Origin of the sequence: Bradyrhizobium rifense (genome assembly GCF_008123425.1) — a bacterium.
In the GTDB taxonomy this organism is placed as follows: domain Bacteria; phylum Pseudomonadota; class Alphaproteobacteria; order Rhizobiales; family Xanthobacteraceae; genus Bradyrhizobium; species Bradyrhizobium rifense.
The window spans coordinates 17686-38871 of sequence record NZ_VSSS01000048.1; the positions used below are offsets into that span (position 1 = coordinate 17686).

A 21186-nucleotide genomic window follows, 5' to 3' on the forward strand; every position below is an offset into this window, starting at 1 on the left:
TCCGCACCCTACGGCAGCCGTCCTAGGGCGCTACCGCGATAATATGATCGTCGATCTCGTCGATCCGGTTGACGCCGCACAGGCCCATGGTCGTGAGCAGCTCTTTCCGGATGATGTCGATCGCCTTGGCGACGCCGGCCTGGCCGCCGGCACCCAAGCCGTACGCATAAGCGCGGCCGATCATGCAGGACTTCGCGCCGAGCGCGAGCGCGCGCATCACGTCCTGGCCGGAGCGGATGCCGCCGTCGAACATGATCTCCATCTTCTCACCGACGGCGTCGGCAATCTCGGGCAGCACCTCGATCGAGGACGGCGCGCCGTCGAGCTGACGGCCGCCATGGTTCGACACCACCAGCGCCTGCGCGCCGGTCTTGGCCGCTTCCTCGGCGTCCTCGACGTCCAGAATGCCCTTGATGATGAGCTTGCCCGGCCAGATGCTCCGGATCCACGCGACGTCCTTCCAGTTCAGCGAGGTGTCGAACTGCGACGCGGTCCATTCGGCGAGGCGGTTGAGGTCCTCGGTGTTCTTCACGTGCCCGGCGATGTTGCCGAAGGTGCGGCGCTTGCCCTGCAGCACGCCGGAGACCCAGGCCGGCTTGGTGGCGAAATCGATGAACTTCGACAGCGACCATTCCGGTGGAATCGTCATGCCGTTCTTGATGTCGGCGTGGCGCTGGCCGATCACCTGGAGATCGACGGTGAGCACGAGCGCGCTGCACTTCGCCGCGATCGCGCGCTGGACCAGCTCCTTGATGAAGCCGCGGTCCTTCATGACGTAGAGCTGGAACCAGAATGGCTTCTCGACATTGGCCGCGATGTCCTCGATCGAGCAGATCGACATGGTCGATTGCGTGAACGGGATGCCGGCGGCCTGAGCCGCGCGGCAGGCGTGGATCTCGCCGTCGCCATGCTGCATGCCGAGCAGGCCCACCGGCGCCAGCATCAGCGGCATGGTCGATTGCTCGCCGAGGATCGTGGTCGAGGTGTCGCGCTTGGAGACGTCGACCAGGATGCGCTGGCGGAACTTGATCGCCTGCATGTCCTCGCGATTGGCGCGCAGCGTTTCCTCAGCGTAGGAGCCGCGGTCGCAATAGTCGAAGAACGCCTTCGGCACGCGGCGCTTATGCAGCGCGCGCAGATCGTCGATACAGGTGATGTGCTTCATGAACGTTCCCCGGCCCGTCTTGTATCAAGAGGCTTATATTCAAGAGTCTTGCATCGGAAGGTTTCGGGGTCATCTAGCATGGTTGGATGCACAGCCAAATCGTTTGCGAGAGGGGCGCCATGACCAAGCCGCACAAAGGACCTTCGCCGGAAGAGATCAAGGAAAAGAAGGACCTCGACGACGCGCTGGAGGAGGGTCTGGAAGAGACCTTTCCGGGCTCCGATCCCGTCAACGTCACCCAGCCGGCGCCGAGCCGCGGGGACAGCCACGTCAAGCGAACGGATTAGCCCGGAATTCCCGCTCGGTGCCGCTTCAGCAGGAAACACAACGTTAACAATAAGTTACCAGGCTAAAGCCAGCCCCGGTTCCGTAATGATTCATCATATTTTTTGAAGCCAAGTTAGCCGCGAACGCTTTATAAGAGCCTTGCGTAATCGGGGATGGCGGAGCCGTATAAGGCATCCGGTAGTTGTCGTGGGGATCCCTGGTTGTTGCGTGGGGGACGATATGAGCCGCAAATATTTCGGGACGGACGGGATTCGGGGCCGCGCCAACGGACTGATCACGCCGGAGCTCGCGCTCAAGGTCGGCCAGGCCGCGGGCCTTGCGTTCCAGCGCGGTGACCATCGCCATCGGGTCGTGATCGGCAAGGACACCCGCCTGTCCGGTTACATGATCGAATACGCGATGGTCGCTGGCTTCACTTCGGTCGGCATGGACGTGCTGCTGGTCGGCCCGATGCCGACGCCGGCGGTGGCGATGCTCACCAAGTCGATGCGCGCCGATCTCGGCGTCATGATCTCGGCCTCGCATAATCTGTTCGAGGACAACGGCATCAAGCTGTTCGGCCCGCAGGGCTTCAAGCTCTCCGACGACGTCGAGAAGCAGATCGAGCTGCTGCTCGACGAGCCGATCGAGAAGAGGCTGGCACAAAGTGCGAGCCTGGGCCGCGCCCGCCGTATCGACGGCGTGCATGACCGTTACATCGAATTCGCCAAGCGCACGCTGCCGCGCGATCTCTCGCTCGACGGCCTCCGCGTCGTGATCGATTGCGCCAATGGCGCCGCCTACAAGGTGGTGCCGGAAGCGCTGTGGGAATTGGGCGCCGACGTGATCCCGATCGGCGTCGAGCCCGACGGCTTCAACATCAACAAGGAATGCGGCTCGACTTCGCCGGAAGCGTTGTCGCGGAAGGTGCGCGAGATGCGCGCCGACATCGGCATTGCGCTCGACGGCGACGCGGACCGCGTCATCCTGGTCGACGAGCGCGGTCATGTCGTCGACGGCGACCAGCTGCTGGCGGTGATCGCGCAGAGCTGGAAGGAAGACGGACGGCTGTCGCGTCCGGGCATCGTTGCGACCGTGATGTCCAATCTCGGCCTCGAGCGCTTCCTGAAAGGGCAGGGGCTCGATCTCGTGCGCACGCCGGTCGGCGATCGCTACGTGCTCGAGCAGATGCTGAGCGGCGGCTACAATCTCGGCGGCGAGCAGTCCGGCCACATCATCCTGTCCGACTACGCCACCACCGGCGACGGTTTCGTGGCCGCACTGCAGGTGCTGGCCGTGGTGCAGAAGCTGCGCCGGCCGGTGTCGGAAGTCTGCCACCGCTTCGATCCGCTGCCGCAGATCCTCAAGAACGTCCGCCACAAGGGCGGCAAGCCGCTCGACGATTCCGAGGTGAAGTCGGCGATCTCCGACGGCGAGAAGCGGCTCAACGGCCACGGCCGCCTCCTGATCCGCTCCTCCGGCACCGAGCCCGTGATCCGCGTCATGGGCGAGGGCGAGGACCGTGTCCTGGTCGAGGACGTCGTCGACACCATCGTCTTTGCGCTGGGACAAGCCGCAGCGGCTTAGGCTCGTCCCCGAGCACAGATATCATAGGGTGGGCAAAGCGAAGCGTGCCCACGCTTCTGCTGCAGTGTCGGATCGATGGTGGGCGCGGCGCAAGTGCGCCTTTGCCCACCCTACGATTCCGGACTCGCGGAGAGGGGAAGAGCACACGCATCCCAGCTATCGATGATTGGCAGTGGTTCGGCCGCTTCCAGCATCGTAGGTAGGCGGTGCGGCGGTTCGCCGCGCCTGCCGGGATCGATCCATTGAACAAGCCTGTCGTCGTATCTGCGGAAGCGCTGACCGAGCCGGTCGTCGTGGCCGGCATCGCGCCCGCCGCGTCCGCAGGGCCGGCTTACATCGTGCTCGCCGGCATCAGCTTCTCGCACTTCCTCAACGACACCATGCAGTCGCTGATCGCCTCGGTGTATCCGATCCTGAAGGACACCTACGCGCTCGACTTCGCGCAGATCGGCATGATCACGCTGGCGTTCCAGTTCACGGCGTCGCTGCTCCAGCCGGTGGTCGGCCACTACACCGACAAGAAGGCGCAGCCTTACTCGCTGTCGATCGGCATGGCCTCGACCTTCTTCGGCCTGCTGCTGCTCAGCGCCGCGCACCAATATCTCGTCATCCTGATTGCCGCAGCCCTGGTCGGTCTCGGCTCGGCGGTGTTTCACCCCGAGTCGGCGCGCATCGCGCGGCTCGCCTCCGGCGGCCGCTATGGATTTGCGCAATCGGTGTTTCAGCTCGGCGGCAGCTTTGGCACGTCGATGGGGCCGGTGCTTGCTGCGCTCATCGTGGTGCCGTTCGGGCAGGGAAGCATCGCCTGGTTCTCCTCGATCGCGTTCCTCGCCATCGTCATCCTCTGGCGCATCGGCCGCTGGTACGAGCCGCAGATCAAGGCGAAGAAGGCCGCGCCGGTTCAGGCTCATCCTGACGCGCCGAGCTCGCGCCGCGTCGCGGTCGCGCTTGCCGTGCTCGTCGCGCTGTTGTTCTCAAAACAGCTCTACGTCTCGAGCCTGTCGAGCTACTACATCTTCTACCTGATCGACCGTTTCAACGTGTCGACGCAGGCCGCCCAAATGTACCTCTTCATCTTCCTGGCGGCGAACGCAGTCGGTGCGTTTTTCGGCGGACCGCTCGGGGATCGCTTCGGCCGCAAGATCGTGATCTGGATCTCGATCCTCGGCGCGTTGCCGTTCACGCTGGCGCTGCCCTATGCCGGGCTCTACGCAAGCGCGGTACTCACCGTCATCATCGGCCTCATCATCTCCTCGACGACGTCGTCGATCATCGTGTTCGCGCAGGAGCTGGTGCCGCATCGCTTCGGCATGATCTCCGGCGTGTTCTTCGGCGTCGCCTTCGGTATCGGCGGCCTGGGCGCGGCCGTGCTCGGCAAGCTCGCCGACCACACCTCGATCGAGTTCGTCTATCAGGTCTGCGCCTACCTGCCGGCGATCGGCCTGCTTGCCGTGTTCCTGCCGAAACTGCCGCGGCACGCGCGTTAACAGATCCTCTCTTGCCGAAGTGCGGCTTCATCAATCGTTAGCAATTGCGGCGCGCGGGTGCCGCAATTTTGCAACGCTTGCGCCGCATCCGCGTGTGCTATCAGAAAATATCAACCTTAAAAATTAGGGTTAAGTGGCGCTTAAGAATTTGGTGCCATCGTCCGCCTGTGAGTTTCCAGAACGTGGGGCATCTGCATTTTGTCTCACCGGCCATAAGGACGAAGCCAATGCGTAGCGTTAAGTCTCTCCTTGCCGCGGGTGCGGCATCACTGATCTCGTCGATGGCGTTCGCCGCCGATATGCCGATCGCGGCTCCGCCCCCCATGTACGCGCCGCCCGCCCCGCCCCAGGATTTCGGCGGCTGGTATCTCCGCGGCGACGTCGGCATGACCAACCAGAGCGCCAAGAGCATCGAGGGCGCGGTTGCGCCCGGGTTCACGAAGACGACGCAGGGGCTCGGCTTCGACTCGTCCCCGCTGTTCGACATCGGTGTCGGCTATCGCTTCAACAACTGGTTTCGTACGGACGTGATCGGCCAGTACCGCGGCAAGGCTAACCTGCACGGTGCAGACAACGTCATTGGGCCTGGCTTCGTCGGTTCCGACAACTACAGCGGCAGCAAGTCCGAGTGGGTCGTCATGGCCAACGCCTATGTCGATCTCGGCACCTGGTGGTGCATCACCCCGTTCGTCGGCGCCGGTGTCGGCGGCTCCTACAACAAGATCAGCGGCTTCCGCGACGACGGCATTGCATATCTCGCCGCGCTGACCCCGACCCCGAGCGCCAGCGTCGCCTACTTCGCCGACAACGGAAAGTGGAACTTCGCCTGGGCCGCTCACGCTGGTCTCGCCTACAAGGTCAACCCCGGCTTCACGGTCGAACTGGCCTACAGCTACATGAACCTCGGCGACGCCGCGCCCGGCAACTTCCGCCTGTTCGACAACAGCGCCTCCGGCCCGACCTCGATCAAGATCAAGGATATCACCTCGCACGACGTCAAGCTCGGCGTGCGCTGGGATCTCAACAGCCCGCCGGCCTATGCGCCGCCGCCGCTCATCACCAAGGGCTGATCGTCAGCTCCATCGCTTAATCTCTCTTAACGGCGCGGGATCATCCCGCGCCGTTTTGCTTTGCGTATTTTTCATTGCTTGGCGGCGACGAAAGCCTCCGGCGCAACCATTGGTTAAGGTTAACGAGCCATGATCACGAGCGAAAGTTCGAGTTCGATGGAGCGTTGCAATGCGTAGGCTTTGGTTGGTGGTGGCGGCATTGGGATCTGTGTCCGCCGCACACGCGGCCGACATGCCGGATCTGCCCGTCCTGCGCGGCGGCTTCACCGACGGCCTGTCCAAGACGTCCCACAATTGGGATGGCGCCTATGTCGGCGTCAATGGCGGCTACACGACCAACGCGACCGATTTCAGCCAGAGCGTCGTCGGCCTGACCAACTTCATCTTCCGCGACAGCGTGTTGCAGCAGCCGACCGCGAGCTGGTCGCTCATGAACAAGACCAACACGCAGAGCACGAATTTCGGCGCCTTCGTAGGCCGCAACTGGCAATGGTACGATGCCATTCTCGGTCTCGAAGGCACCTACAGCTACTTCAACAACCTCGCCACGTCGACGTCGGGCTCCAACTCGCTCATCATTACCAATCCGGCCGGTGACAATCCGCCCAGCGGCACGACCGACAATTATAACGTCACGTTGACCGGCACCGCCGCGGCGAAGGTCAAGGACATGATTTCGCTGCGCGGCCGCGTGGGCTGGGACGGAGGCGACTTCATGCCTTACGCGTTCGCTGGCGCCGCCGTTGGCCGTATGGACGTCTCCCGCACAGTGACCAGCGATGTGACGCTGACCCAGATCGTGACGACAACGGGCGCCGGTGGCGCTACGTCGACCACGAGCACGACCTATGCCGTTCCCGCGCAGTCGCAGACGCAGAGCCAGCACAGGACCAACGCCTTCGTGGTGGGCTGGACCGCCGGCCTCGGTGTCGAATACTGCATCTGGGAGGGTCTGTTCGCGCGCGTGGAATACGAATACGTGAAGTTCTCGCCCGTCATGAACACCTCGGTGACGCTGAACAATGCCCGCGTCGGCCTCGGCTACAAGTTCTGACGCTGCTTCGCTGCGTCGCGGTTGACAGCCCGCTTCCGTCCTGATGCTCTGTCGCTCGACACGGGGCGGCAGCGATGCAGATTTACGGCGACAGCAATTCCGGCAATTGTCTGAAGGTGAAGTGGGTCTGCGACAAGCTCGCATTGCCCTATCGCTGGATCGAGATCGACACGCGCAAGGGCGAGACGCGTACGCCGCAATTCCTGAAGATGAACGGCGCCGGCCAGGTGCCGACCATAGAATTCGACGACGGCCGCACGCTGGCGCAGTCCAACGCCATCATCCGCTATCTCGCCCGCGACAGCGCGCTCGTTCCGCGCGACGCCTTTGCTGTCGCCAAGATGGACGAATGGCTGTTCTGGGAGCAGTACAGCCACGAGCCCTACATCGCGGTGTGCCGCTTCCAGCTGGTCTATCTCGGCAAGGATGTTTCCGAGCTCGATCCAGAGAAGGTCAGGCGCGGCTATGCGGCGCTCGACCGCATGGAGGCGCATCTCGCCGCTGTCAGCTTCTTCGCGGGCGATGAGGTCTCGCTCGCCGACGTCTCGCTGCTCGCCTATACCCGCCTCGCGCATGAAGGCGGTTTTGATCTCGGCCGCTATGCCGCCATTCGCCGCTGGATCGCTGAAGCCGAAGCCTATCTCGGTCTATCGGCGGCGCGCTGAGTCCCTCACGCGGGGTCCGTCGCACGGAATCCTGGAGTTTCCCGTATGAACGATCAGTCCGTCTCCATCCGTCCCGCGCGCCGCGAGGACGTCCCCGCGATCGTGGCGATGCTCGCCGACGATCATCTCGGCCGCGCCCGCGAGCGCGTCGAGGATCCGCTTCCGGCCGTCTACTATCAGGCGTTCGAGCGGGTCGAGCGCGACCAAAATCTCACGCTCGTGGTTGCCGAGAGCGAGGGCAGGGTGGTCGGCTCTCTGCAGCTCGCGGTGCTCGCGGGCATCAGCTCGCAAGGCGGCATGCGCGGCCTGCTCGAGGATGTTCGTGTTGCTGCTGATTGTCGCAGCCGCGGCATCGGCGAGCAATTGGTGCAATGGGCGATCACCGAAGCGAAAACGCGCGGCTGCAATCTGGTCGAATTGCTGACGCATGCGAGCCGAGTCGACGCGCAGCGCTTCTACAAGCGTCTCGGATTTTCAGCGAGTCACATGGGCATGACTGTCCGCTTTTGAGGCAGCACGTCGCAGCCGTTGCGCAAGCTGCAAAATTGGATCGCGCATTCGTTCATCTTAAGGGCTGATAAACTACCTGGCCGTCGTTCACGTTGTTCCGGGAACGAAGAGTGCTACGGGAGCGTCAGGCACCGGGCTCAGTCGGTTCGGGGATTTCAATGACAAGCTATTCCATGATCAAGGTCGGCAACGATTACGTTGTGCAGGCCAACGACAAATGCATTTTGAAAGTCGGCAGCCGCCGTCGCGCCGCGCAATTGATCAGCGAGGCCACGCACTTGCTGAACGCGCTCGCCCCGGTAGCATCCCCCGATCTCGTCCCGGAGGAGCCATCACTCCAGCGTGAGACGCCGGAACTTCCTTGACGACTCTTCCTGTTTCCCGTATCAGCCGCGGCGGGACACCTCCCCCCAACGGGAGGCTTACTATCTGGAAGGGTAGATCATGACTGTAGCGAAGCCCGCTTCGCGGCCGAACGTGCCGCATTTCTCCTCCGGCCCCTGCGCCAAGCGCCCCGGCTGGAACGCCCAAAATCTCAAGGACGCAGCGCTCGGCCGTTCGCATCGCGCGAAGGTCGGCAAGACCAAGCTCAAGCTCGCGATCGATCTGACGCGCGAAGTGCTTGAAGTGCCGGCCGATTATCGCATTGGCATCGTGCCGGCGTCCGATACCGGCGCGGTCGAGATGGCGCTGTGGTCGTTGCTCGGTGCACGGCCCGTCACCACGATTGCCTGGGAATCCTTCGGCGAGGGCTGGGTCAGCGACATCGTCAAGGAATTGAAGCTCAAGGACGTCACCAAGCTCAACGCGGCTTACGGTGAAATTCCCGACCTTTCGAAGGTCGATCCCAAGAGCGACGTCGTCTTCACCTGGAACGGCACCACCTCCGGCGTCCGCGTCCCGAACGCCGACTGGATCAGCGCGACCCGCGAAGGCCTGACCATCTGCGACGCGACGTCTGCCGCGTTCGCGCAGCCGCTCGACTGGGCCAAGCTCGATGTCGTCACCTTCTCCTGGCAGAAGGCGCTCGGCGGCGAAGCCGCGCACGGCATGCTGATCCTGTCGCCGCGTGCGGTGGAACGGCTCGAGACCTACAAGCCGGCCTGGCCGCTGCCGAAGATCTTCCGCATGACCAAGGGCGGCAAGATCAACGAAGGCATCTTCGTCGGCGAGACCATCAACACGCCGTCGATGCTCTGCGTCGAGGACTATCTCGACGCGCTGAACTGGGCCAAGTCGATCGGCGGCCTCAAGGCGCTGATCGCCCGCGCCGACGCCAACACCAAGGTGCTGGCCGACTGGAAGGCGAAGACGCCCTGGATCGACTTCCTGGCCAAGGACGCCGCGATCCGCTCCAACACCTCGGTGTGCCTGAAGTTCACCGATCCCGCGCTCACCTCGCTCTCCGAGGACGCGCAGGCCGAATTCTCGAAGAAGCTGGTCGCGCTGGTCGAGAAGGAAGGCGCCGGCTACGACTTCGCGTACTACCGCGATGCGCCGGCGGGCCTGCGCATCTGGTGCGGCGCCACCGTCGAGGCCAAGGACGTCGAGCTGCTGACGCAGTGGATCGACTGGGCTTTCGTCGAGACCAAGGCGCAGCTCGCCAAGGCAGCGTAAGTTTTCTTCTTCGCCTCTCCCCGTTCTTACGGGGAGAGGCCGGATCGCGCAGCGATCCGGGTGAGGGGCTCTCTCCGCGAGCACTTCGCCTGTGGCTGCCCCTCACCCCGACCCTCTCCCCGTAAGAACGGGGCGAGGGAGAAGTGCACCGAGAGATTCACCCAATCCGGTCTAAGGCCCTTCCATCAGCGAAGGCAGAGGACACATTCCCATGACCAAACCCAAAGTTCTCATTTCCGACGCGCTCTCGCCCGCTGCCGTGCAGATCTTCAAAGACCGCGGCGTCGAGGTCGACTTCCAGCCCAACCTCGGCAAGGACAAGGACAAGCTCGCCGAGATCATCGGCAATTACGACGGCCTCGCGATCCGCTCCGCGACGAAAGCGACCGCCAAGATCCTGGAGAAGGCCACCAACCTCAAGGTGATCGGCCGCGCCGGCATCGGCGTCGACAATGTCGAGATTCCGGCGGCGACCGCCAAGGGCATCATCGTGATGAACACGCCGTTCGGCAATTCGATCACGACCGCCGAGCACGCCATCACCCTGATGCTGGCGCTGGCGCGCGAGATCCCGCAGGCCGACGCTTCGACCCAGGCCGGCAAGTGGGAGAAGAACCGCTTCATGGGCGTCGAGATCACCGGCAAGGTGCTTGGCGTGGTCGGCTGCGGCAATATCGGCTCGATCGTCGCCGACCGCGCGCTCGGCCTGCGCATGAAGGTCGTCGCCTTCGACCCGTTCCTGTCGCCGGAGCGCGCCAAGGACATCGGCGTCGAGAAGGTCGAGCTCGATGACCTCCTGAAGCGCGCCGACTTCATCACGCTGCACACGCCGCTGACCGAGAAGACCAGGAACATCATCGACGCCGCGGCGATCGCCAAGATGAAGAAGGGCGTGCGCCTGATCAACTGCGCCCGCGGCGGTCTCGTCGACGAGCAGGCCGTGGTCGATGCGCTCAATTCCAAGCACATTGCCGGCGCCGCCTTCGACGTGTTCGTCGAGGAGCCCGCGAATACCAACGTGCTGTTCGGCCATCCCAACGTGATCTGCACGCCGCATCTCGGCGCCTCCACCACGGAAGCGCAGGAGAACGTCGCGCTGCAGGTCGCCGAGCAGATGTCGGATTACCTGCTCACCGGCGCGATCTCGAACGCGGTGAACTTCCCCTCGATCACCGCGGAAGAAGCGCCGAAGCTGAAGCCGTTCATCGCGCTGGCCGAGAAGCTCGGCTCGTTCGCCGGTCAGCTCACCGAGAGCGGCATCCTCAAGGTCGAGATCACCTATGAGGGCCACGTCGCCGAGATGAAGATCAAGGCGATCACCTCGGCCGTGCTGTCGGGCCTGCTGCGGCCGATGCTGGGCGAGGTCAACGTGGTGTCTGCGCCCGTCGTCGCCAAGGAGCGCGGCATGGTGGTGGACGAGATCGTCCGCGCCGCCCAGAGCGACTATGAGAGCCTGATCACCGTCACGGTCGCGACCGAACGCCAGGAGCGATCGGTCTCCGGCACCGTCTATCACGACGGCAAGCCCCGCCTCGTCGACATCAAGGGCATCCGCGTCGACGCCGAGTTCGGCAAGTCGATGATCTACGTGACCAACGAGGACAAGCCGGGCTTCATCGGCAAGTTCGCGGGGCTGCTCGGCGACGCCAAGATCAACATCGCGACCTTCCATCTCGGCCGCGTCTCGCAGGGCGGCGATGCGATTGCGCTGGTCGAGGTCGACGGCGCCGTGCCGGCCGATCTGCTCGCCAAGGTGCAGGCGCTGCCGCAGGTCAAGCAGGTCAAGGCGCTGACGTTCTGAGGCGTCCGCGGGGCGCGCGCGCCCCACCGAATGACGGCCATCATATATTCCGACGTGCGGAACAACGCCGCCCTTCTCGCAAGGGCGGCGTTTTTGTTGATGCAGCGCGGCGCTTTATTTCTCCCAAGGCTGCCGAACTTTGTGTACCAATGGCGGCCGAGAACGCCTTGAACTAACGCCTCCGTACCAATGTTCGAAAGGGAGAAAACAATGCGTGAAGCCGTCATCGTTTCCTACGCGCGCACGGGCCTTGCAAAATCCGGCCGCGGCGGGTTCAACATCACGCCGCCGATGTCGCTCGCGGCCCACGCCATCCATCACGCGGTCGACCGCGCCGGAGTCGACAAGGATTATGTCGAGGATTGCTATCTCGGCAATTGCGCCCATGGCGCGCCGAATATCGGCCGTCAGGCCGCGCTGCTCGCAGGCATGCCGAAGTCGACCGGCGGCGTGTCGGTGAACCGCTTCTGCTCGTCGGGTCTGCAGACGATCGCGATGGCCGCCAACTCAATCCGCTCGGACGGAGCCGACTGCATCGTCGCCGGCGGCGTCGAGAGCATCTCGATTCCGGGCGGCGGTTCGCCGAAGGAATGGGTCGATCCGGAATTGATCAAGACCGCGCCTGATATCTTCATGGCGATGATCGACACCGCCGACATCGTCGCCGAGCGCTACAAGCTCAGCCGCGAATATCAGGACGAGTATTCGCTGGAATCGCAGCGCCGCATGGCCGCGGCCCAGCAGGCCAACAAGTTCAAGGACGAAATCGTCCCGATGAAGACCAAGATGAAGGTGGTCGACAAGGCGACCAAGGCCGAGAGCATCGTCGACTACGTCGTCGATCGTGACGAGTGCAATCGTCCCGAGACCACGCTCGAAGGCCTCGCCAAGCTTGAACCGGTGAAGGGCCCGGGCAAGTTCGTCACCGCCGGCAATGCCAGCCAGCTCTCCGACGGCGCTGCCGCCGTGGTGCTGATGGAAGCCAAGGACGCCGAGAAGCGCGGCCTCAAGCCGCTCGGCCGTTTCGTCGCCTGGGCAGCCGCAGGCTGCGAGCCCGACGAGATGGGCATCGGGCCGATCTTTGCCGTGCCGAAACTGTTGAAGCGTCACGGCCTGAAGATCGACGACATCGATCTCTGGGAGCTCAACGAAGCCTTCGCCAGCCAGTGCCTCTATTCGCGCGACAAGCTCGGCATCGATCCCGACAAGTACAACGTCAACGGCGGCTCGATCGCGATCGGCCATCCCTTCGGCATGACCGGCGCCCGTCTCACCGGCCATCTGCTGCAGGAAGGCGCCCGCCGCAAGGCCAAGTGGGGCGTCGTGACCATGTGCATCGGCGGCGGCCAGGGCGGCGCCGGCCTGTTCGAGATCTACAGCTGATCTGAACGCCTGACATGTGAAAGGCACGGCGCGCAAACGCCGTGCCTTTTTCGTTGCGCATCCCGGCCTGCGAAACTATATAGACCCCGTCGGAAAAGGCAGATTTGGTCTGGTAAGCCCAAATCCTTTCGGTAACGAAAGCTCTGGTCTTTGGCCTTGTGCACGAGATCCCCGCGACGAACATCGGGCGCCACGCAGGCGCTCAATCGTTCGTCCGTGTGATTCTCGCATCTCAGGGAACGCTCCGGTCGAACATCGACCACAGGAGCGTCTCATGCAAACTCAATCCACACATCTCTACGACGTCGTCATCGCCGGTGCCGGCCCCGTCGGCCTGTTCCTCGCGTGCGAGCTGCGGCTCGCCGGCGTTTCGGTGCTGGTGCTGGAGCAGGCGCACAACCCGCATTCGGCGCTGAAGCAGCTGCCGTTCGGCCTGCGTGGACTCTCGATCCCCACGACCGAGACCTTTCACCGGCGCGGCTTGCTGGACGAGATTTTGAGCGCGCAGCGCGTGAAGTCAGGCGCGATCAAAAGTGCTGCGCACTGGATGCAGCAGACGCGAAAACCCGCAGGTCATTTCGCCGGCCTCCAGTTCTATCAGGACAACGTCGATGCAGCGAAATGGCCTTGGCGCCTGCCGACGCCGGCCGATGCCAGCGTCGCCGTCGACATGGACACACTCGAAACCGTCTTGGCCGCGCGCGCTATCAGGATGGGCGTCGAGATCCGGCGCGGCTTCGGCGTCAGCGCCATGATCGTTTCAGACGACGACGTAACCGTGCAGGCGGCCGGCGAGACGTTTCGCGGACGCTGGCTTGTCGGTTGTGACGGTGGCCGCAGCACGGTGCGCAAGATTTGCGAATTTGACTTCGTCGGCACCGATCCCGAATTCACCGGCTATTCCATCGAGGTCGAGCTGGCGGATCCCGATAAGCTTTGTCCGGGCCGCAACTATACGCCCACGGGCATGTACACTTATGCGCAGCCCGGCACGATCGCGATGGTCGATTTCGACGGCGGTGCTTTCCATCGCACCGCGCCGATCACGCGCGAGCATGTGCAGGACGTCTTGCGTCGAGTCTCATGCACCGACGTCACCATCAGTGAACTTCGCCTTGCCGCCACCTGGACGGATCGGGCGCGTCAGGTGACGGCCTACCGCAAAGGACGCGTGCTGCTCGCGGGCGATGCCGCGCACACCCATTCGCCGCTGGGCGGGCAGGGCCTCAATCTCGGTCTTGGCGATGCCATGAATCTCGGCTGGAAGCTGGCGGCGACGATCCGCGGCCACGCACCGGCAAATCTCCTCGACACCTATTCGCACGAGCGGCATCCCGTCGGCGCGAAAATCCTCGACTGGTCGCGCGCGCAGGTCGCGATCATGCGGCCGACGCCGGGCACCCGCGCGCTCCAGGCCATCATGCGCGATCTCATCGCGACCCGCGATGGTGCGACTTATTTCGCCGAGCGTGTGCGCGGCGTTTCGCTGCGCTACGATCTTGGCGGCAGCCATCCGTTGGTCGGCCGCAGCGTTCCCGATTTCGAATGGGCTGACGGGACGACGGCCGGAGAACGCCTTCGAACGGCAAAAGGCCTATTGCTGGACTTCGATGCGCGTGCGCCGCTTCAGGCGATTGCAAACCGCTGGGGTGATCGCATCGACTATGTTGCCGGTGAGCCCGGGGATCGGCTCGGCCTGATCGCTGTGCTGGTGCGTCCCGATGGTTTTGTCGCATGGGCCAGTGACGGTGCAATCGACAACGACGAAGCGGCTCGAGCCGCGACGCGATGGTTCGGCGAACCTGCGGCGGCGCACCTCACGCCCCTGCCACCACCGGCACGAAGGTCACCTCGATCAGCGTGCCGGAATTCGCAGCGCTCTTGATGTTGAACTGGGCGCGGTTGGCTTCGACCAGCGCCTTGGTCAGCGACAGGCTCAGCGCGGAATTGTCCGAAGCATCGCCCGGCGGCGGGGTGCGGAACGGCTCCATCGCGGCGGCCACTTCCTTTTCGGTCAGGCCGTGGCCGGTGTCACGGATGCGGAGCGCGATCTCGCCGCGATCGTTCAATGCGGTCGAGACGATGACCTGGCCGCCGGCACTCGCCAGCCTGATCGAGTTCGAGATCAGATTCATCGTGACCTGGCGCAGCGCGCGCGCGTCGGCCGTCACCTGCGGCAGCGCGTGCGCGAGCGAGGTGCGGATGATGATGCGCTCGCGGTTGGCCTGCGGCTGCATCACGGTGACGCAGGCTTCGACGAGGTCGTTGAGTTTGAGGTTGGCGAAGACGAGATCGAGCTTGCCGGTCTCGATCCGCGACAACTCCAGCAGATCGTCGATGATGGTGATGACGCGCTCGCCGGAGGCGCGGATGTCCTTCATGTATTCGCCATAGCGCTCGTTGCCGAGCGAGCCAAAACGCTCGGAGATCATCACCTCGGCAAAGCCGATGATGGCGTTGAGCGGCGTGCGGATCTCGTGGCTGATCCGCGCCAGCATGTCGGCCTTGGCATTGGCGGCGCCGTCGACCAGGCGTCGCGCCTGCGTCAGCTCGCTCTCGCCCTTCTTGCTGTGCGAGAGGTCGCGGAACACGGCAAAGAAGTTGGGGCCGTCGGGCCGCGTGCGGCCCATGATCATGGCGAGCGGAAGCACGCCGCCCTTCCTCTCGCGTCCCAGCACCTCGCGGCCGTGATCGAGCAGGCTCGCGATGTCCTCGCTCTTCACGCTTTCGAGATAGTCGACCACGATCTGCTGGCTCTCGGGCGCGAACAGCGTCAGCAGATTCTGCTGCATCAACGTTTCGCCGTCATAGCCGAACAGCGCCTCGGCGCTGCGGTTGCAGGCGTGGATGTTGCCTTCGGCATCGAACATCACGATGCCCTCGGCGGTGGTGTCGAGGATCGCAGCGAGATCTTCCGCTTCGGCATCGCCGGCCTCGAGCTCGGCCTCGGGCTCCGGCAGATCGGGGATCACCACCACCGGCTCCGCCATCAAAGGTGCTGCGACAAGAGGCGTGGCTTGCGGCAGCGCGCAGATCAGCGCATGCGCGCTGGCGCCGTCCCAGTCGATGGTGTGCAGATGCGCTTCCGTGGTCACGAGCGGCTGCTCGCCATTGGCGATGGCAGCGCTGATCGTCACCGGCGTGCCTCCTTGCGAGGTGCTGCTCGCGGCGGAGACGCCCGGCTCGACATAGAGTGCATCGAGCCCGCCGGAATTTTCCAGCGCGGTAAGGCTGGCATAGCCCATGCGCGTGAGGAAGGCGGGGTTGGCGTAGAGCAGGCGATCGAGCCGGTAGATCAGCATGCCCGTCGGCACCAGATCGAGCAGCGCGCGGTCGCGCGTGCTGTGGCCGTGCGCGGGCGGTGCGGGCTCGGTCAGCCATTCGGCTGCGGCCGGCGGCGCCCCAGGCTCTGACAACACAGGCTCCGGCGTCGGTGCGTCCTGCGTGATCTCTTCCGCCGGCGGCTCGCTTGCTGCGGATGCAATCGTCTCGCGATCGCGTTCGAGCCGTTCGGACAATTGCCGCGCGAGCTCGTTGAACGCGCTGTTCTCGACCGGCGTCAGCGTCGGCGATCTCTGGTCACCTGACCTGGGATCACCGGGGGCGCGGAACGGCACGACATTCGGAGGCGTTTCCACTGGCGTTTCCAAATCGGCTAGGTGTGAATTCGCTTCGATGAAAAGTGCGGGCGGTTCAGTTGCTGTCGGCGGTTCAGGCTCAGGCGGCGGCGGCTCGATCGGCGGAGGCGGAGCCTCTGCCTCCGCCTTGGCCTCTGGTTCAGGATCAGGCTCGACCGCATCGGCCGAAAGCCTCTGCGCAATGCGCGGCTCGGCAAGCAGCTCGTAGCGCCTGAGCGCATCGAGCCGGTTGAGGCCGTCGAGATCGCGGCAGACGCCAAAACCCTTGAAGCCCGCAAAATTGCGCTCGTGGTCGTAGACCGGCAGGCCCGCGAGCTCGACCGGCAGATGCTCGCCGCCATCGGCCGGCCAGTTCACGGTGATGCCGGCCCAGGTGTCGTGGCTCGCAAGCGCCTGCGCGACGCGCCCGTCCGGATCGAGCGCGAATTCGTCGGCGATCTCGCGCCAGGGCCGGCCGAAACCGGCCGCGGTGTGCGCGCCCATCAGGCGGATGAATTCGGCTGACGCCAGCACAAAGCGCCCCTCCGCATCCATCTGCCACAGGAAACGCAGCGGATGCTGGCGCGGTGTCTCCGCGTGTGCGGACCGCGTCTGTCCAGACTGCGACTCCGCGTGTGCGTGCGGCTCGACCATGGCGGCCGTCATCGGCGCGGCTTGCGGCGGCACGATGGCTGCGGGCGGGTTTTCAACCGGTGTTTCCGGCGCCGTGTCCGCGATCGTGTCCCGGACAGGCGCCTCAGCCGCCTCTCTCACGGCGTCCTGAATCGGAACGATCTCTGTCGCCGTGTCGCTTGCGGGCGGCTCGGGCGTGATCGTCTCAGGCGTTTCGTCCAGATCGGCAAAGGCGTCGAACAAGTCGATACCCGCGGCGGGCTCGTTCGCGGGCGGCGTCTCGACGGCCTGCGGCGGCGCGGGCGCGACCGCTTCGGGGGCAGGGGCCGCCGCCACGTCAGGCGCAGGATCCGGCGCGCTCTCGGCGACAGGGGCTGCTTGCGCGACCGCAGGCTCAATCAGCGCAACGAGGCCGACATCGGCCCCGGTGCCGACCCGTTGCAGCACCATCTTGCCGATGCCGATCGGCAGCTCGACGCGGCCTTGCGCCAGCGCCTCGCTGCGCGCCTGTTCGAGCCCGGCCTCGCCGAGATCGCGAAAGCCGAGCAGGGCGCGCGCGGCTTCGCTGGCGCCGGCGAACATGCCGTCGGGCGCGAACGCCGCCATCGGCACGGCCGCGCCGTCGACGAGACGATGCAGCCGCTCGACCAGCGACATGGTGCGCAGGGCAGGGTCCATCGCGGTGACGAGCACGCCAGAGCTGCCATCGGCAAAGGAAAGCCGCGCGCAGCCGCAGGTCATCAGCGTGCCGAGCCGGGCGCCAAAACCGCGGAGACGTTCGAGCCTGATCGCGCCGTTCGCCGGCAATTGGCGGGCGAGCCGAACGATTTGGCGGCGATGGGTGTCGGCCGGTCCAAAAGTCTTCTCGGCAAGCGCCGCCGCGTTGGCCGCGCCAAAAAACTTCGCGCCGACCGCATTGGCCCACAGCAGGCGGCTGCCGTCGGGCGACCAGAGCCAGGCCGGCAGCGGCGAGGTCGCATGCACGGACAACCGCGGATCGCCGACGCCTCGCAACTGGAAATCCGAATTCGTCATCCGACCGGCTGTATCTCGCACGCTTCACGTCGGGCTGCCGGGAATGACAGCCTTAAGAAAGGGTTACTATCGCCCGCGGGCGCGGGCAGGTCCACGGCCGGAGCTTAACGGGCACGTCCTAAAGCCGCGATAACCTTAATCCCCCCAGCCCCGCAAGCCGCAGCACAAGCGCATCCGCAGGATTCAAGCGGGGGTCTGCGGTCCATCCTTCGAGACGCCCGCTTTGGGCGGGCTCCTCAGGATGAGGGCGGAGTGCGCGGCAGCAATTTCTGCAGGCACCAATGCCGCTGAGCCTCATCCTGAGGAGACCGCGGAGCGGTCGTCTCGAAGGACGAGGCGCGCGCTCAGGCTGGAGGCTCGGTCACCTCTCCCGCTTTCCTCGTCGGGAGTATCCCGATGCGGCAAGACCCCCACCCCAACCCTCCCCGCAAGTGGGAGAGGGAGTGGACCGCTTCGCGGCTCGCACCCCCAGCTACCTCAACCCCCGGTTCCCCACCCCGGGAACCTCATCCTCCCCGAGATTAAATTTCGCGCCGCACCCCTGCATCACATTGCGGCGCACAATGTTGACATGTTAGGCAGCGATACTGCTGGGCGCTGGACGAGCCATCTTTTTTGTTCCGCGTTTCCAGTCTTTCGTACCCGCCAGTCTTCAAGAAGAAATGGCCCCGATTGGGTCGGCGGGCGCGCCAGAAGGCTCACTCCATTTTTCATTTTCGTGAGGGACCAACCATGACAGGTGCGACTGATCCGTTTTCTGCCTCGATCATTCCGTTCGAGGTTCCCGAGCAGGTGCGCGCGTTCGCCGAAAAGGGCGTTTCGCAGGCCCGCGAGAACTACGCCAAGTTCAAGGACGCGGCTGAGACCCACAACGGCACCGTCGAGGCCGTGTTCGCGTCTGCCCACAAGGGCGCGAGCGAGTACACCGCCAAGCTGATGGAATTCGCCAAGGCCAACACCACGGCCCATCTGGACTTCACCCAGGAGCTGCTCGGCGTGAAGTCGCCGACCGACGCCTTCCAGCTCTGGACCGGCCACGCCAAGACGCAGCTCGAGACCTTCCAGGTCCAGGCCAAGGAGCTCGCCGAGATCGCCCAGCGGGCGGCAACTGCCGCCGCCGAGCCGATCAAGGCCTCCGCCTCGAAGTTCTACCCCGCCGCCTGAGCGGACCGGCGTTGAATTGATTAAGAAACCCGGGCCCCAAGGCCCGGGTTTTTCTTTGCCTCTCCCGCCTGCGGGAGAGGCCGGCGCCCCGGGCGATGCGAAGCATCGTCCCGCGCGCCGGGTGAGGGTTCTCTCCCCACGGGGAGTTTCCCCCAATCGGGAGGAGCAGCTTATCGTCGCCATTAAGCTGATTTCATCGCGAAGAAGATGATTTACGCTGTTTTTTCGTCCGTTTGCGGCCTTGCCAAAAACGGCCGTTGCACCTAGTTTCCGCCCCGTCCAGCCCCCCTCGGTGACCGGCCTTTTCAAGGTGCCCCCGGGGCGGCTCGCAAGGATGCAGTTGTAGCTCAGTTGGTTAGAGCGCCTGTCTGTGGAACAGGAGGTCGGTGGTTCGAGCCCACCCAACTGTACCAGCGGAATCAATTGGTTAGCTGCGGACGCTATCTGTTCAATCGCTTTGGGAAGCGCGCACATCTCTCGTAACCGATCGCCTACGACTCACGGTAGGATTATCGAGGAGTTGCGCGCATGGGTCCTATTTCCCTTTTTGATAAGTCGTTCCTGCAATCCATTAGCCTAGATGAGGCGGTTTGGTTCGATCGATTCTTTTTGCCGGTCGCGTGCCCAATCTTCTTTGTCGAAACGTTGGCCGATCTCGGTAAGGACGCATCCAAGCGGGGGTCCGCCGAATTCTCGGTTGTGAAAGACATCGCCCAAAAGTTTCCCGAGATGGGCGGTTCGCCGTGTGCTTTCCATGTAGACATCGCAACGCAAGATTTACTTGGCAATCACACGCCGTTGGATGGTCGCATCCCTCGATCGGGTGGCCGCCCCGTGCCGAAGGGTGTCGTCTATGAACTCGGCCCCGAAGAACGCGCCTTCAATCGTTGGCAGAAGGGCGAGTTTTTTGAGGTTGAGAAGATTGCAGCTGCGGATTGGCGGAAATCACTTTCTGAGCTCGATCTCAACAAAGTCGCGAGCGAACTGCGTTCAATCGGCATCGATGGGAAATCGTGCAAGTCGTTGGATCAAGCACGTGACATGGCGCTGGCAGTTGTTTCCGAGAAGGCAAACGCAATGTCCGTTCTTGCTCTCTCCGCCACATTCCTACACGCACCACAACATCTTCATCGCCCCATAATTGAGGCTTGGAAGCGGGATGGGCGACGTCCACTAAATGTCTACGCGCCCTACGCGGCGCACGTTGTTGCCGTGGAGGTTTTTTTCCAGTTCGCGCTCGCTGCGCATCTTATTGCCAGCAACAGACCGTCAAATCGCACGGATATCGCCTACCTGTTTTATCTTCCTTTCTGCACGCTCTTCATATCATCCGACAATCTGCATCGCCGAACTGCAGGGCTTTTCATGCGAGCGGATCAGGAATTCGTTTGGGGAGTGGACTTGAAGGCAAGTCTTAAGACTGTGAACTCGCACTTTATAAAGCTTCCGGAAGATGTCCGAGAGCAGGGGGTGATGAGCTTCGCGCACGCCCCTCCGGATGGCAACATCGTGGCGGGGCTTTGGGGTAGGCATCTGCGTCCAGGCATTCGGACTGAGGTCAAGGAGCCTCGAGAGCCAGATCCGGAGCGTAACGCAGAGCTCGTCAAACGACTCAAAGAATTCAGCAAGCAGCCGACGTTGCCATCCCATCAGGCGTTGCACGAAGATGACGTGGAGATGATGTCCATTGCGCATTCGGTCCGTCGCAAGCGGGGCAGTTGGTGGCAGGTCCCGAAAAATATGCCCGATCCGGAAGATGATGAGCAACAGTAAGGCTGACTCGCGCCGCCATCCGTTCAGAGCTTGGTTCTAGGCGATCTTGCAGGCGTGGCGTGATGAGAATTTAGCGCTGATCAAGAATCTTATCTCGTTCGCTACGATGGTCGATACAGTATTTCAAAGCTACGTAATCGGTTCGTACGGCGGGTTTATGCTCATCGCATCGCTGTTCGATGTAGTCCCAAATTTTCGTCCCGCCGAAAAGCAAGACAAAGAAGCTCGGCTATCGGGTGAACTCATGAATTACGGTGACAGTGCTGGACTGCACCCCTGAAGTGAGACACGATAATTACAGTGACAGTGGGTTGTCACGATGCGTTACCGCGCTTTTTTTTGCGCGAACGCGGTTTCG

At 63.7% G+C, this 21186-nt stretch carries 16 protein-coding genes and 1 tRNA gene; 15 read left to right on the forward strand and 2 right to left on the reverse strand.

Annotated features, from left to right (window positions below):
- Nucleotides 1-22: 22 nt before the first annotated feature.
- The gene (locus FXB40_RS29475) at nt 23-1165 is read right to left on the reverse strand and encodes an alpha-hydroxy acid oxidase (protein WP_148775622.1); all 1143 of its coding nucleotides are present in this window, start codon (nt 1163-1165) and stop codon (nt 23-25) included.
- 119 nt (nt 1166-1284) lie between these two features.
- On the opposite strand from FXB40_RS29475, the gene FXB40_RS48210 reads away from it, so the two are divergent.
- The 12 genes from FXB40_RS48210 to FXB40_RS29530 all read left to right on the forward strand — a co-directional run bounded on the left by FXB40_RS48210 (nt 1285) and on the right by FXB40_RS29530 (nt 14491).
- Nucleotides 1285-1452 carry a hypothetical protein gene (locus FXB40_RS48210; RefSeq protein ID WP_187437225.1) on the forward strand — a complete coding sequence of 56 codons (168 nt, stop codon included), beginning with the start codon at nt 1285-1287 and terminating at the stop codon, nt 1450-1452.
- 220 nt (nt 1453-1672) lie between these two features.
- Nucleotides 1673-3019 carry a phosphoglucosamine mutase gene (gene glmM, locus FXB40_RS29480; protein ID WP_148775623.1) on the forward strand — a complete coding sequence of 449 codons (1347 nt, stop codon included), beginning with the start codon at nt 1673-1675 and terminating at the stop codon, nt 3017-3019.
- A 242-nt stretch (nt 3020-3261) separates the two neighbouring features.
- Complete coding sequence (locus tag FXB40_RS29485; RefSeq protein ID WP_187437226.1) at nt 3262-4506, forward strand: MFS transporter; 1245 nt, start codon at nt 3262-3264, stop codon at nt 4504-4506.
- A gap of 227 nt (nt 4507-4733) precedes the next feature.
- A complete protein-coding gene (locus FXB40_RS29490) occupies nt 4734-5576 on the forward strand; it encodes an outer membrane protein (RefSeq protein WP_187437227.1) in 843 nt (280 codons plus the stop codon).
- Between the two features lie 169 nt (nt 5577-5745).
- Entirely contained in the window at nt 5746-6630 is an 885-nt protein-coding gene (locus FXB40_RS29495) for an outer membrane protein (RefSeq protein WP_148775626.1), read from the forward strand.
- 74 nt (nt 6631-6704) lie between these two features.
- Complete coding sequence (locus tag FXB40_RS29500; protein WP_148775627.1) at nt 6705-7295, forward strand: glutathione S-transferase family protein; 591 nt, start codon at nt 6705-6707, stop codon at nt 7293-7295.
- A gap of 45 nt (nt 7296-7340) precedes the next feature.
- The gene (locus FXB40_RS29505; protein ID WP_148775628.1) at nt 7341-7805 is read left to right on the forward strand and encodes a GNAT family N-acetyltransferase; all 465 of its coding nucleotides are present in this window, start codon (nt 7341-7343) and stop codon (nt 7803-7805) included.
- A 173-nt stretch (nt 7806-7978) separates the two neighbouring features.
- Nucleotides 7979-8170 carry a hypothetical protein gene (locus tag FXB40_RS29510; protein ID WP_246208026.1) on the forward strand — a complete coding sequence of 64 codons (192 nt, stop codon included), beginning with the start codon at nt 7979-7981 and terminating at the stop codon, nt 8168-8170.
- A gap of 79 nt (nt 8171-8249) precedes the next feature.
- Nucleotides 8250-9422, forward strand: coding sequence for a phosphoserine transaminase (locus tag FXB40_RS29515; protein WP_148775630.1), 1173 nt, complete (start codon nt 8250-8252; stop codon nt 9420-9422).
- A gap of 211 nt (nt 9423-9633) precedes the next feature.
- Entirely contained in the window at nt 9634-11223 is a 1590-nt protein-coding gene (gene serA / locus FXB40_RS29520; RefSeq protein ID WP_148775631.1) for a phosphoglycerate dehydrogenase, read from the forward strand.
- Nucleotides 11224-11433: 210 nt separating this feature from the next.
- Complete coding sequence (locus FXB40_RS29525; RefSeq protein WP_148775632.1) at nt 11434-12606, forward strand: thiolase family protein; 1173 nt, start codon at nt 11434-11436, stop codon at nt 12604-12606.
- 274 nt (nt 12607-12880) lie between these two features.
- On the forward strand, nt 12881-14491 hold the full coding sequence (locus FXB40_RS29530; protein WP_148775633.1) for an FAD-dependent monooxygenase: 1611 nt from the start codon (nt 12881-12883) through the stop codon (nt 14489-14491).
- Here FXB40_RS29530 and FXB40_RS29535 read toward each other — a convergent pair.
- Complete coding sequence (locus FXB40_RS29535) at nt 14424-17891, reverse strand: PAS domain-containing sensor histidine kinase (RefSeq protein WP_148775634.1); 3468 nt, start codon at nt 17889-17891, stop codon at nt 14424-14426. The two genes, FXB40_RS29530 and FXB40_RS29535, sit on opposite strands and share 68 nt — an antisense overlap.
- A 732-nt stretch (nt 17892-18623) precedes the next feature.
- On the opposite strand from FXB40_RS29535, the gene FXB40_RS29540 reads away from it, so the two are divergent.
- The 3 genes from FXB40_RS29540 to FXB40_RS29550 all read left to right on the forward strand — a co-directional run bounded on the left by FXB40_RS29540 (nt 18624) and on the right by FXB40_RS29550 (nt 20828).
- The gene (locus tag FXB40_RS29540) at nt 18624-19055 is read left to right on the forward strand and encodes a phasin (RefSeq protein ID WP_148775635.1); all 432 of its coding nucleotides are present in this window, start codon (nt 18624-18626) and stop codon (nt 19053-19055) included.
- Nucleotides 19056-19391: 336 nt separating this feature from the next.
- Nucleotides 19392-19468: transfer RNA gene (locus FXB40_RS29545), tRNA-His, on the forward strand.
- 115 nt (nt 19469-19583) lie between these two features.
- Nucleotides 19584-20828 carry a hypothetical protein gene (locus FXB40_RS29550; RefSeq protein ID WP_148775636.1) on the forward strand — a complete coding sequence of 415 codons (1245 nt, stop codon included), beginning with the start codon at nt 19584-19586 and terminating at the stop codon, nt 20826-20828.
- Nucleotides 20829-21186 lie beyond the last annotated feature (358 nt).